The 13,681-nt window shown below is 73.5% G+C and carries 5 protein-coding genes; 2 read left to right on the top strand and 3 right to left on the bottom strand.

The genetic code is table 11. From position 1 onward, the window contains the following. Positions 1-5 precede the first annotated feature (5 nt). The 3 genes from K7C98_RS00025 to K7C98_RS00015 all read right to left on the bottom strand — a co-directional run bounded on the left by K7C98_RS00025 (position 6) and on the right by K7C98_RS00015 (position 6,250). The gene (locus K7C98_RS00025) at positions 6-2,918 is read right to left on the bottom strand and encodes a carboxypeptidase regulatory-like domain-containing protein (protein WP_224189386.1); all 2,913 of its coding nucleotides are present in this window, start codon (positions 2,916-2,918) and stop codon (positions 6-8) included. Between the two features lie 60 nt (positions 2,919-2,978). Next, positions 2,979-5,897: a carboxypeptidase regulatory-like domain-containing protein gene (locus tag K7C98_RS00020; protein ID WP_224189385.1), complete on the bottom strand. Its 2,919-nt coding sequence runs from the start codon at positions 5,895-5,897 to the stop codon at positions 2,979-2,981. Between the two features lie 104 nt (positions 5,898-6,001). Next, positions 6,002-6,250 carry a hypothetical protein gene (locus K7C98_RS00015; protein ID WP_224189384.1) on the bottom strand — a complete coding sequence of 83 codons (249 nt, stop codon included), beginning with the start codon at positions 6,248-6,250 and terminating at the stop codon, positions 6,002-6,004. Positions 6,251-6,923: 673 nt separating this feature from the next. Between K7C98_RS00015 and K7C98_RS00010 the strand changes: the two genes are divergently transcribed. After that, a complete protein-coding gene (locus K7C98_RS00010; RefSeq protein WP_224189383.1) occupies positions 6,924-8,231 on the top strand; it encodes a metallophosphoesterase family protein in 1,308 nt (435 codons plus the stop codon). Positions 8,232-9,971: 1,740 nt separating this feature from the next. Then, positions 9,972-13,523: an AAA family ATPase gene (locus K7C98_RS00005; protein ID WP_224189382.1), complete on the top strand. Its 3,552-nt coding sequence runs from the start codon at positions 9,972-9,974 to the stop codon at positions 13,521-13,523. Positions 13,524-13,681 lie beyond the last annotated feature (158 nt).

The raw sequence follows: 13,681 nt of genomic DNA, 5'->3' as shown, positions 1-13,681 counted from the left end.
AAAACTCATCGCGGCACGGCCGTGACCGCGACGCTCGCCCCGCGCGCCAGCCCCAGCGTCACCGCGGTGTTCGCCGCCACCCGCGTCAGCGGGAAGAACAGGTGGTTGTTCGCCCCGCGCACGTCGTGTCCGTCGACGCTCACGATCTCGTCGCCGACCACCACCCCGGCCCGCGCCGCGGGTCCCCCGGGCCGCACGTGCGCCACGATCCAGCGCCGCTGCAGCGGATCTGCCCCGGGCTCGACGTCGCGGAGCGTATAGCCGAGGTCCCCCGACGCCCCGTTCGGCTCGACCCGCCGCGGCGCGATCGGGATCGGCGGCAGCTCGACAGTCGGCGCCTCGGCCGACAGCAGCGCCGACGCACTCGTGAAGTCGTAGTCGCCGCGTCCGTTCGGTATCACGATCACGCGCACGGGCCCCGCCGGCGCGTTGTGGACCTCGAACCGACCTGACTCGTCGGTCACGTTCGCCTTGCCGTCCTTCGCGCTCGCCGTGGCGCCGCTTCCCGTCACCTGGACCGCCATCCCCGGCACCGGCTTCCCGTCGAGGTCGACCACCGTCCCGCGCACCGTGACCTTCGGCGTCAGCTCGACGCGCACGCCCGCGAGCTCCTCGCCGGCCGCCACCGTCACCGTCGTCTCCGCCGCCCCGGCCCCCGTGCTGACCTGCAGCTTGAACGTCCCCGCCGGCACCTCGGCGAAGCTCCACGCCCCGCCCGTGCGATAGAACTGATCCTGGCGGCGATACCCGCTCGTCTCGTCGAACATCCGCACCGAGAACTCCTCCGGCGCAGCGCCCCCGCGCAGCGACACCGTCCCGGCCACCCGTCCCGCCGCCGCGATCGTCAGCGTCACCTCGCTCCCGAGCGCCACGTGCTCGACGAGCGCCTCACCACCGCCGCGACGGTGCGCCCGCAGCGTGTGCTTGCCCTCCGACAGATCGCTCAGCGAAAACCTCCCGTCGGCGTCGGTCAGGTTGGGCTTCTTCCCGAAGCTCCACCGCGTCTCGAGCGAGCCGGCGTTCCCTGCGGCCCCCGCCCGCTCCGACTCCCGCGCCGCCTCGACGAACGCGTCCGCGACCGGGCTCCCGTGCTCGTCGCGCACCACCCCGGTGATCTTCCCGCTCGCGCTCGCCACCACCAGGTCCACCGTCGTCACCGCGTCGCTGCGCACCTCGATCTTCTCGCCCTGCACGTCGTCGTCGCTCGTGCCCGGCGCGCGCAGGTCCTCGAATCCTCGGTGCGCCCTGACCCGGTACTCGCCGGCCCCCACGTATTCGATGCGGAACGTCCCGTCGTCCGCCACCGACGACCCGTAGCGACTCGAGCCGCCGGACAGCGCCGCCGACGCCCCGCGCACCGGCCGTCCCTCCGCGTCGCGGACGCTCCCACGCACCTCGCCCGTCGCCGGCAGCTCGATCCGCACCCCATCGAGATCCTGTCCCTTCGACACGGTCACTTCCAGCGGCTTCGGCGGGGTCGCCCGCGGCGGCTCCCACGCCTGCACCTCGAGCAGATAGCGACCCGAGAGCAGCCCCGTCACCTCGAAGCGCCCGCTCGCCGCGGTCTTGGCGTTCCCCGACGTCTTCTGCACCCGCGGGTCGCTCGCGTTTTGCTGCGGCGCGGCCACGACCCGGACCTTCGCCACCGGCTCGCCGCGCGCGTCGACCACCACCCCGCGGATCGCCTGCCCGCGCGACACCTTCCACGCCAGCCCCGACACGCTCCTGTCCGTGATCTTCACGTCCTCGTACGTGTCCTCAGGGACATGTCCCTGGCAACGCACATCGACCTTGTACTCGCCCGCCCGGATCCCGCGGAGCCGCGCCACCCCGTCCACCTCCACCTGTGCCTGCGCCCAGCGACCGCCCGCGGCGTCGCGCAGCGCCACCCAGCCGGTGTCACAACTCCCTCCCCCTTCGATCACCACGCGCCCCTCGACGAAGAACGCCGGATGCGCCGCGATCACCACCGGCTCCGACGTCTCTCCCAGCCCGAGCATCACCTGCTCCTCGGCCAGCCCGTACACCTCGTCCGACTCCGCCCGCGGCTTGTACGGCCCCGGCAGCAGGCGGTCGATGCGGAACTGTCCCTGCGCGTCGGTCATCGTCGACCCTCCTCCGGGACCGTTCCCCAGCACGCGCACGCCCTCGAGCGGCTCCCCGCCGCCGGCCCGCACCACCTTGCCGACGAGCACCGCCTCCGGCGTCAGCAGGATCTCGTACGCGTGCCCCGGCGCCACCCCCCCGTCGCTGCCCATGGTGTAGCCATCGGCCGTCGCACTCAGCCCGATCTCCCCCGGCTGCACCCACATCGAGAATTCGCCCTCGGGCCCGGTGAGCGTGGAGAACTGCCGCCAGTCCTGCACCACCGCGCCCTCGATCGCGCCGCCGCTCAGATCTTTCACGACCCCGCGCACCTCGACGCCGCCCGCCTCGAGCACGATGTCGACGCCCAGCGCCTCCATCGCCGGCCGCAGATCGATCCACTCGCGCCGCCCGGCCCCCTCGCCGCGCTCGTACCGCGTCGGCTTGAAGGTCGGAGCCCCCGCGATCACCTCGTGACGCACCCCGAACAGCCCCGCGATCCGGTAGTGCCCGTCGCGCTCGCTCGTCACGCAGTTGCGTCGACGCCGTTCGTCCTGCGTCAGCCGCTCCGACATCGTCGACGCGCACACTTGCGCGCCCGCGACCGGCTTGCCCTGCGGATCGGTGATCGTCCCCGCGATCGACGCCAGCGCCCCGAGCCGCAGCTCGATCGTCTGCGGCTCCTCCGCGCCCTCGCGCCCCACCGCCGGCAGCTCCGGCCCGCGAACCTCCTCGCCCGCCGCGATCCCCACCTCCTCCGGCGAGCCGCGCAGCCACCACAGTCCGCCCGCGATCACCAGCAACACTGCACCGACGACTCGTTCGCTCCGCATGCGCATCGATCCCTCCTGTCCCTCGGGTCCAATCACATGACCCGAGGGACAGCTCACTCCTCACGGCTTCTTGCCGGCCGTCACCGCCACGCTCTTCCCGCTCGCCAGGCCGAACGTCAGCGTCGTCCCCTCGGGGACGTTCGTCAGCGCGTAGTACAGGTATGCGTTCGCCCCGCTCACGTCCTGGCCGTCGACGCTCGTCACCTCGTCCCCGACCTGGATCCCGCCCACCGCCGCCGGACCGCCGGGCCGCACGTGCGCCACGATCAACCGCCGCGCCAGCGGGTCGGCGCCCGCCTCCGACTCCTTGTACTTGATCCCCAGCTCGCCCGAGGCCTCGCCGTCCTTCACCCGGCGGCGCGCCACCTTGATCGGCGGCAGCTCGATCACCGACGCCGAGTTCGACAGCTGCGCCGGCATCGACGACCACGAGAACTCGCTGTCGCCCCAGCCGCGCGGATACACCTGGATCGACACCTGCCCGCTCGGCGCGTTGGCCACCTCGTAGCGGCCCTGCTCGTCGGTCACGTGCAGCTTGTTCTCGTCCGCCCCGCTGCTCGACCAGGTGCCGGGCGCCTGCACGGACACCTCCATCCCCGCGACCGGCTTGCCGTCGGTGTCGACCACCGTGCCGCGCACCGTCACCTTCGGCGCCAGCTCGATGCGGACCCCGCTGGTGTCCTTGCCCGCGCTCATCGTCGTGTGGATCTCCGCCGTACCGGCGCCCGCGCTCACGCTCACCTTGTACTTCCCGGCCGGCAGCTCGGCCAGGCTCCACGCCCCGCCCGTGCGGAAGAACTGGTCACCGCGGCGGTAGCCGGTCGCCTCGTCGACCGCCGAGATCGTGAACTCCTCCGGCGCTCCGCCGCCGGGCACCACGACCGTGCCCGACATCCGACCGGCCGCCTCGATCGTCAGCACCACGTCGCTGCCGAGCTCCACGTGCTCGACGATCGCCTCGCCGCCGCCCTTGCGGTGCGCGCGGAGCGTGTGCTTGCCCGTCGGCAACCCCTCGAGCGTGAACCTGCCGTCCTGGTCGGTCAGCTTCGGCTGCTCCCAGAACGAGCCCCACCGGCCGTTGCGCACCGCCCGGCCCGCCGAGGCCGCCGCGCTGTCCGACTCGCGCGTCGACTCGATGAACGCGTCGGCCACCGGCCCGCCGCTCTCGTCGCGCACCTGTCCGCTGATCCGCCCCGACGAGCTCTCGACCACCAGCTTCACCGTCGCGACCTTGCCGTCGCGGACCTCGACCACCTCGCCCTGCACGTCGTCGTCGCTGGTCCCCGGCTTGCGCATCGACCCGCCCCACCAGCCGTGGCTGGCCGTCACCCGGTACTCGCCGCCCGGCACGCTCGCGAAGTGGAAGCTGCCGTCGTCCGCCGCCTGCGTCGACTGCCAGTGCACCCCGTCGTTGATGCCGACGTTGGCCTTGGCGATCGGCTGCCCTTGCGGGTCGCGCACCGACCCGCGCAGCTCGCCGCTCGGCGGCAGCTCGATGCGGATGTCCTTTACGTCCTGTCCCTCGGGCAAGACGACCATCGTCGGCTTCGCCGGCGTCGCCCGCGGCCGCGAGTACGAGCTGACCGACACCTCGTAGGTCGCCGGCAACAGCCCCGCCAGCTCGAACCGCCCCTGCGCGTCGGTCACGACCCCCCACGCGCCCTCGGTCTGGTGCGCGCGCGGGTTGTTCGGGTCGGGCTTCGCCGCCGCGCTGATGTTCAGCTTCTCCACCCCCTTGCCGGACCCGTCGACCACCACGCCGTGGATCGAGTGCCCCTTCGTCACCTCCCAGCGCAGGCCGGTCACGCTCTTGTCGACGATCTTCACCCGGTCGTAGCGCTCGGCCGCCACGAACCCGGTGCAGTGGACCGAGATCTGGTAATCCCCCGGCAGGACCCCGCGCTTGCGCACCTGCCCCGCCTCGACGCTCACCCAATCGCTGCGCCCCTGCGCGTTGTCGTTGAAGCTCACGTTGCCGTTGTCGCAGCTGCCGCCGCCCTCGGTCACCACCGTGCCCTCGAGCAGGAACGCCGGGTGCGCCTCGATCACGATCTTCGCCGACGTCTCGCCCAGCCCCAGGATCACCTGCTCCTTGCCGACCCCGAGCGCGTCGTCGGCCTCCGCCCGCGGCTTGTAAGCCCCCGGCTCGAGCCCGTCGATGCGGAACTCCCCGTTCGCGTCGGTGTACGCCGACCTCGTGTTGAACGACCAGCTGCTGCCCGTCGCGAACACCTGCGCCCCCTCGATCGGCTCGCCGCCCTCGCCTGCGCGCACGACCTTGCCGACGAGCACCGACTCGGGCGTCAAGAACACCTCGAACGCGTGCCCCGGCGCGACCCCGTCCTCGCTGCCCGGCGCGTAGCCCTCGGCCGACGCCTGCACCCACGCCGGCCCCGCCTTCACCCACATCGAGAACGACCCGTCGGCGCCTGTCCACGCGAAGCTGCGATCGGCCTGCACCTGCGCGCCCTCGACGGGTCCGCCGCTCAAGTCCTTGACCACCCCGTGGATCTCCACGCCGTCGTCCTCGAGCGAGACGTCGATCCCGACCGCCTCCATCTTCGGCCGCAGATCGATCCAGCTCCGCAACGCCGCGCCCTGGCCCTGCTGATAGACGCCCGGCGCGAACCCCGGCGCGCTCGCCATCACCGTGTAGCGCACCCCGAACAGCCCCTCGATGCGGTAGTGCCCGTCGCGCTCGCTCGTCGCGCAGATCGGCTTCTCGGTGTCCTTGCTCGCCAGCATCTCCGCCCGGGTGGTCGCGCACACCTGCGCCCCCGCCACCGGCTGCCCGCGAGGGTCTCGCACCGTCCCTGCGATCGACGCCCGCTCGCCCAGGCGCACCGGCAGCACCAGCTCCGGCCGACCCTCCGGCAGCGCGACCACCGGCCCCTGCACCGGCAGCGCGCCCGCGTCCGCCGCCTCCGGCTCCGCCCCGCCGCCGGCCCCGCCGCGCCACCACCACAGTGCGGCCACCACCAGCCCCGCGACCACCAACAATAACGGCCCTGTCGATCGCGACCTCTCGTTACCGCTCATGAATTTGCCTGCCCTTTCGCACATGCCCCATCGTGCATGTCTTTTTAAACATGTTTATTGCGCCTGCCCGCCCCGTGCGCGCCAGATTGAGGGTCACCGCCGTGCCTGACCCCGCCGTCCTCGAGCGCGATGTCGATCGCCGGCGCCTCCATCGCCGCCCGCAGATCGATCGCCTCACGACCCTCGCCGAAATCGTAGATCTCCGGCACGAAGCCCGGCGCGCGCCCCGTCACCTCGTGGCGGACCGCGAACAGCCCCTCGATGAGGTCGTGGCCGCCGCGCTCGCCCGCCACGCCCGTCGGCCGCCGCGTCTCGCTCGCCGCCCACCGATTCGACCGCGCGGACGCGCCCGCCACGGGTCGTCCCCGGGCGTCTCGCACCGTCCCCGCGGGTCGAGCGAAGGCATCTCCGGTCGCGGCTCGAACCTGCCGACCTGGCCGCGCGTCCCCGGCCCCGCCGGCCTCGGCGCGGCCTCGCTCTCGGCCCGCCCGCGGATCTCCCACAGCCCCTCGCCCAACAGACCCGCCGCCGCCAGCGCCGCTCACCAGTTTCTTCCGTGAATTCTCGGTCTGTTGCACGCGCATCACCCGGTCCGGCGACGTGTCGCTCGGGACATGTGATTTCTCCGCGACGCGTCGGGCTCGCGGTTGTTCCGGCCTGGGCACATACGCAGGAGCGGGGGTCCACGATCTCACGACCCGGCGGATGCTATCGCCTCGGCCGCGCGTCTTCCTGCGGCTCTGCCCGACCCCGGCCACGCCGTCCGCGCCGCCGGGGCGCCACCCGGGAATTCCTCCGTCACGTGAGCAAGAAAGATCTCGTCGGCCGATCGACGCGGCCCTGGAGATCGGCCCCCAGGGAGCTCTGGGCCCCAATCTCCGCCGACTTCGATCCATGACCGCGGCGGCGCCGCCTGAGCCCGGCCGCGCTGGCACCCCGCGATCAAAGGTGCCACCGTCACCGGGGATGAGGGTCATCCACGCCGCCGACCTGCACATCGACAGCCCGCTCCGCGGGCTCGGTCGCATCGAGGGCGCGCCCGTCGACGACATCCGCCTGGCCACCCGTCGCGCCTTCAGCCGCCTCGTCGACACCTGTCTCGAAGACCAGGCCGCCCTCCTGATCCTCGCCGGCGACGTGTTCGACGGCGAGTGGCGCGACTTCAACACCGGCCTCTTCTTCGTCCGCGAGCTCGCCCGCCTGCGCGACGTCGGCACCCGCGTCGTCATGGTCCGCGGCAACCACGACGCCGAGTCCGTGCTCGCCCGCCACATCCCCCTGCCCGAGCACGTCCACACCTTCCCGGTCGAGGCGGCCGGCACCCTCGAGCTGCCCGACCTCGGCCTCGCCGTCCACGGCCAGAGCTACGGCAACCGCAGCGTCGAGGACAACCTCGCCGAGTTCTACCCCGAGCGGCGGCGCGACCTCGTCAACATCGGCGTCCTCCACACCAACGCCATCGGCGCCGCCGAGCACAGCAACTACGCCCCCTGCACCGTCCAGCAGCTGGTCCGCCGCAACTACGATTACTGGGCTTTGGGACATGTCCACAAGCGCAGCATCCTCCACAGCGACCCCTGGGTCGTCTACCCTGGCAACCTCCAGGGCCGTCACGCCCACGAGGTCGGCCCGCGCGGCTGCACCGTCTTCGAAGTCGACAACCTGAAGATCCGCGACGTCGCCCACCGCGACCTCGACGTCCTCCGCTGGGCCGAAGTCGGCCTCGCCGCCGCCAACGCGGCCGACACCGACGACCTCCTCGGCACCCTGCGCATGCGCCTGCAGCAGGTCGTCTTCGAGGCGGGCGGTCGACCCGTGCTCGCGCGCGTCCTCGTCGACGGCGCGACGCACCTGCACGCGCGCCTGGCCGCGCACCCCGAGCCGTTCGCGGCCCAGGCGCGAGCGATCGCGGCCGACCTCGGCGACGTGTGGATCGAGCAGGTCCGCTTCCGCACGCGCCCTCCCGCCGAGACCGAGACGGGCGAGCTGCTCGCGCTGCACCAAGCGCTGCGCGACGAGCTGCAGGCCCTGGCGAGCGATCCGTCGCGCCTCGCCGAGTACGGCCCGGCGCTCGCCTCGCTCGGCTCGCTCGTCGCCCCCTACCTCGGCGTGCGCCCCGACGACCCCGAACGCCTCGCCGCGCGCCTCTCCGAGGTCGAGGCCCTCCTGCTCGGCCTGCTCGCCCCCGACCTCCCGGGGCCCCGCGCGACGCCTCACCTGACCGCGCAAGACCCGGCCCCTCTTCGCTCGAGCACGCACCCCGACGTCCAATGACCTGCCAGCCGATGCGAGCGCGCCGCCCTGCGCAGCTCCGCGCGCCCGGAGCCCTGACCTCGGGAACATGTCCGCAAGGACAGTCCGCTCCGCTCCGCGAACACGACCCCGCCCCGCGAGCCTCTCCGCTCCGCGAACGCGACCCCTCTCCGCTCCGTGAATGGGAGGCCGTGCATGGAGCCTCTCCGCTCCGCGAACGCGACCCCTCGCCGCGACCCTCTCCGCTCCGCGAACGCGACCCCGCGCCGCGACCCTCTCCGTTTCGCGAATGCGAGGCCGTGCATAAAGCCTCTCCGCTCCGCGAACGCGGGGCCGTGAAAGACCTGGGTGGGTCGGGGCGGGGGCGGCGAGAACGGGTCCCTCGCGACGCGAGACCTGCCATGCCAGATGCTCGACGCGGAGTGTTCGACAGGGCGTGTCCGGCGATCGATCCCGCGTCTGCGCGTCAGGCATGGGGCCCCTCGCTGCGTCCCATTCTCGCCGCCCCCGCCCCGCCCCGCGAAGATCGTCGCCGGCCCCGCTTCCGTCCGCGCAACGACCTCCCGCCGACACCTACCTCGTCCGGCGTTCGACACACCCTGCTCGCAAGAGCATGTCCGAAGATTCATCCCGTGTCTGCACGTCAGGCACGCCGGACCTCGCCGCCCGGTGCTCGACCTGGCCTATCCGGTAGGACATGCTCGAAGAGCGTTCCTGCATCTGCGCCTCAGGCATGGACCCCCTCACCGAAGCCCATTTCGCCTCGCGCTCGCCGCAATGTGCTCGAGAGGACATGTCCGAAAGTCGGCCTCACACCGGTGCGTCCGCCGCGATGGTCGCGCCCCGTTCTCGCCGCGCAACTTCGCCACGGCCCTGCACCTCGGCTGCCCCCCCGAGCATGTCCTGAGAGACACCTCATATCATCACTTCAGGCAGCCCGGCAACGCGACGCTGATCGTCGTCTCGCATCGAACAGAGCGCGAGACGCATGTCGCTACCTCCTCGCGGCACAATGCCGCCGGCGCGACGCTCTCCGCATCACGCCGAGCGGGGCCCGAGACGCTCTCCGCTGGGCAGGCCGGGCGCGGCGAGAATGGGACGCAGCGAGGGGCCCCGTGCCTGACGCGCAGACGCCGGGCCAATCTTCGGACATGTCCCAAACACCACATCGGCGTCGAGCATCTGGCATGGCAGGTCTCGCGTCGCGAGGGACCCGTTCTCGCCGCGCCCGGCCCGCCCCTCCACGCTCTCCCGCCGCCCCGCGCCCCCGCATCGGCCCAACCCTCCGCGCCCCCACCACTCTCCTCGAAGCACCAACTCGCCGGCGCGACGCTCTCCGCATCGGCCCATTTCTCTGCGAGCTCACCCCTCTCGATTCACGCCGGCACGACGCTCTCCGCATCACGCCGAGCGGGGCCCGAGACGCTCTCCGCTGGGCGGGCCGGGCGCGGCGAGAATGGGACGCAGCGAGGGGCCCCGTGCCTGACGCGCAGACGCCGAGCCAATCTTCGGACATGTCCCAAACACCACATCGGCGTCGAGCATCTGGCATGGCAGGTCTCGCGTCGCGAGGGACCCGTTCTCGCCGCGCCCGGCCCGCCCCTCCACGCTCTCCCGCCGCCCCGCGCCCCCGCATCGGCCCAACCCTCCGCGCCCCCACCACTCTCCTCGAAGCACCAACTCGCCGGCACGATCCTCTCCTCGAAGCACCAACTCGCCGGCACGAGCCTCTCCTCGAAGCAGCAACGGTCCCCCCGATCCATGCGCTTTGAACGCCTGACAGTCGAGCGCTTCGGCCACTTCGAGTCGCTCGACATCGACCTGCCCGGAGGGCCAGGTCTCGTCGTCATTTACGGCCCCAACGAGGCCGGCAAGACCACCCTCTTGCGCGCCCTGCACGGCCTCCTCTTCGGCGTCGACGAGCGCACCCCCTACGCCTTCGAGTACGACTACCGCGCGATCGCCCTGCGAGCGGTCCTGCGGGACAGCGCCGGGCAGCGGCTGCATGTCACTCGCCTCAAGAAGCGCAAGGACTCGCTCGCCGGCAGCTTGCACAGCGACGCCGGCGAGGTCCCGCTCGACGCCGCGCGGTTCGGGCGCTACTTCGGCGCCATCACCGAGGAGCTCTACCGCGCGATCTTCGGCTTCACCCACGCCGACCTGCAGCAGGGCTCCGACGTCTTGCAGGTCGCCGGACTGTCCGAGCTGCTCGGCGGCGGCGCGCTCGGGGGCAGCGCCGAAAAGATCCGCGGCGCTCTCGCCGGCCTGCAGAGCGAGAGCGAGGCGCTGTTCAAGGCCAAGGGCAAGAACCCCGCGATCAACCGCGGCCTCACCCAGCTGCGCGACGCCAAGCTCGCCCTGCGCGACGCCATGTTCGCGCAGCCGCAGTACGCCGCGCTCACCACCGGCCTCGCCACCGCGCGCGACGAGGCCGAGCGCGCCGAGGCCGAGCTCGTGCGTCTGCGCGAGCGCGAGGCCCGGCTGCGCACCTTGCTCGCGGCCTTCGAGGACTTTCACGAGCACCTCGGCCTCGTGCGCGCCCTCGCCGATCCGTCGCTGCGCACCGAGCTCGACGAGCCCGCCGCCGAGCGGGCCCGCCTGCGGCATGGCGACCTCGTCGCCGCCGACGCCCAGCTGCGCGCCCTCGATGCCGAGCTCGCGCGCCTGCTCGCGCGCGCCGACCAGCCCGCCGCCGATCCGGCCCTGCTCGCCGAGGCCGGCGCCGTCGAGCGGCTCGTCCGTCGCGTCGAGGCCGCCACCGAGCAGCGGCTCGTGATCCCGCGCGAGCGCGAGCGCCTGGCCCGCGAGGCCGAGGCGCTGCAGGCTGTCCTCTCCACCATGTCTCCCGGGACACGTCCCGAAGAGCATGCCCGATGGGCCATCCAGCCGCACGAGCTCGACCGCCTGCGCGCCCTCGCCACCCGCTGGCAGCGGGCGCGTCAGGAGCTGCTGCTGGCCGCGCGCGGCCTGGCCGACGACGAGGCCGAGCTGTCGACCTTGCGCGCCGGCCTGGCCGACCTCGCCGCCGCCGCGCCGGACCTCGAGGACAGCGCCCTGCTCGCCGAGCTCGAGGACGTCCTGGCCCGGCGGGCCGAGCTCGACCGCCAGGAGCTCGCCCTCGTCCGCCTGCGCAGCGACCTCGAGCTCGGGCTGCTGCGCCTCCACCCGCCGGTGCCCGCCGCCGAGCTGGCCGCCGTCCCGCTGCCGCGCCCGGCCGAGCTCGACGACCACCACGCCCGCGCCCTCGACCTCGAGCGCGAGCGTCGGGCTGCTCTTTCCGACCTGTCTCGAGAGACCGACGACCTCGCCCGCCTGCGCGGCGAGCTGGCGGCGCTCGCCGCCGCCGACCTGCCCGACCCGGACGCCCTCACCACCGCCCGCGCCCGCCGCGAGGAGGTCTGGCAGGAGGTCCGCCGGCGCCTGCAGGGCCAGGAGAGCTTCGGCGCGCTGTTCGCCGGCGCCGAGGAGGCCGACCCGGGCCCCGACACCGCCGGCAGTCGCCGCCAACTGGTGCGCCGCTTCGAGCGCGCCGTGGCCCACGCCGACGACCTCGCCGACCGCCTGCGCGACGCCGCCGACGTCCTGGCCAAAAAGACAGGCCTCCTCCGCCAGATCGATCAGGCCGAGCAAGACCTCGCCCGCGCCCGCGAGCGCCTCGCCGCGGCCACCCGCGCCGAGGAGCGCTGGGCCGCCGACTGGGCCGCGCTGTGGCGGCCGTCGCGGATCTCCCCCGGCCCGCCGGCGGCGATGATCCCGTGGTGCCGCGACGCCACGGCGCTGCGCGACCTCGCCGCGGAGATCGTCCGTCACGAGGACGCGGCCCGCCGCCTGCGCCCCGCGCTCGACGAATTCACCGCCCGCCTGCAACGCCGCCTCTCCTGGCCCGGCGCCGGCCTCACCGCGCTCGCGCAGGGCCTCCGCGAGCGCGAGCGCTCCGCCATGGCCGCCCGCGCCCGCCTCGAAGCCGCCTCCGCCCGCCTCGCCGGCCTCGAGAGCGCCGTCGCCCGCGGCCACGCCGCCCACGCCGCCCTCACGCGCGAGCTCGCCGACATCCGCGCCGCGCTGTCCGCCCTCCTCGTCGCTCTCGGCCTGCCCGCCGACCTCGAGCCCGACGCCGCGCTCGCCCGCATCGATGCCCTCGAGGACATGTCCCAAAAGCTCGTCTCGCTCGAGGCCCGCCGCGAGGCGCTGGTCCGCGGCGAGGCCCTCCTCGCCGGCTTCGACGCCGAGCTGTCCGCCCTCCTCGCGCGCCTCGGTCGGCCCGCCGACGACCTCGCCCCCGAGCACACCGTCGACCGCCTCAGCCGCCGGCTCGCCGAGGCCCGCACCGCCGCCGCCGCCGCCGCCCAGGCGCGCGAGCAGGCCGAGACCAAGCAGCGCGAGCGCGACGCCCTCGCCGAGACGCGGGCCGCCGCCGCCGACGAGCTCGCGGCTCTGGCCGCCCGCGCCGGGGCCCGCGACACGCCTGAACTTCTGGACATGTCCGAACGAGCACTTCAGCGCGCCCGCCTGCAGCGACGCCAGAGCGAGCTCGCGCTGCGCCTGGCCCGCGCGCTCGGCGACGGCCCGGCGCGCGACAGCTACGACGCCGAGCTGCAGGTCGCGCGCCGCGAGGCCCTCGTCGCCGAGCGCGACGAGCTCGCCCGCCGCGTCGCCGAGCTCGAGCGCCGCCGCACCGCCGCCCTCGAGCAGAAGGGCAAGCTCGACAACCAGCTCCAGCACCTCGGGGGCGACCGCGCCGCTCGCCTCAACGCCGAGTGCGAGGCTCTCGGCGCCGACCTCACCCAGCACGTCGACCGCTACGTCCTCGTCCAGCTGGCCCAGCAGGTGCTCGCCCGCGTCACCGACCGCTACGCCCGCGAGAACGAGTCGGCCATCCTGCACTACACCTCCGAGATGCTGGCCACGATCACCGGCGGCCGCCACCTCCGCGTCGTCCCCCAGCCCGAGGCCGGCACCCTCGCCGCCGTCGGTCGCGGCGGCCGCCTCCGGCTCCCGAGCGAGCTGTCCCTCGGGACACGTGAGCAGCTGTTCCTGGCCCTCCGCCTCGCCTACGTCCTCGACTACTGCGACCGCAACGAGCCGCTCCCGCTCGTGATGGACGACGTGCTCGTCAACTTCGACGAGGACCGCGCCGCCACCACCCTGCAGGCCCTCCGCGACGTCGCCCGCACCACCCAGATCCTCTTCCTCACCTGCCACCGCCACCTCATGCAGCTCGCGCGCAAGACCGTCGACACCGGCGCCGACCTGCAGGTCGTCGAGCTCCCCGGCCCGCCCGCCGCCTCCATCCCGCGCGCCGCCGAGGCCTGACTGCTCCTCGGGACATGTCCCGAGGTTCTCATCAGTTCAGTCGCAGTACATCCGCTGCCACTGCTCGAGCACGATGAGCGACCAGATCCGCGGCCCGTGGTCTCGCGCCCCGCGGCGGTGCTCGCCGAGGATCCGCGCCACCCCGGCCGGCTCGAACA

The organism is Nannocystis pusilla (assembly GCF_020073745.1).
In the GTDB taxonomy this organism is placed as follows: Bacteria; Myxococcota_A; Polyangia; order Nannocystales; family Nannocystaceae; genus Nannocystis; species Nannocystis radixulma.
Note: the sequence above shows the minus strand (reverse complement) of the source record. Positions and strands in the feature narration are given on the sequence as shown.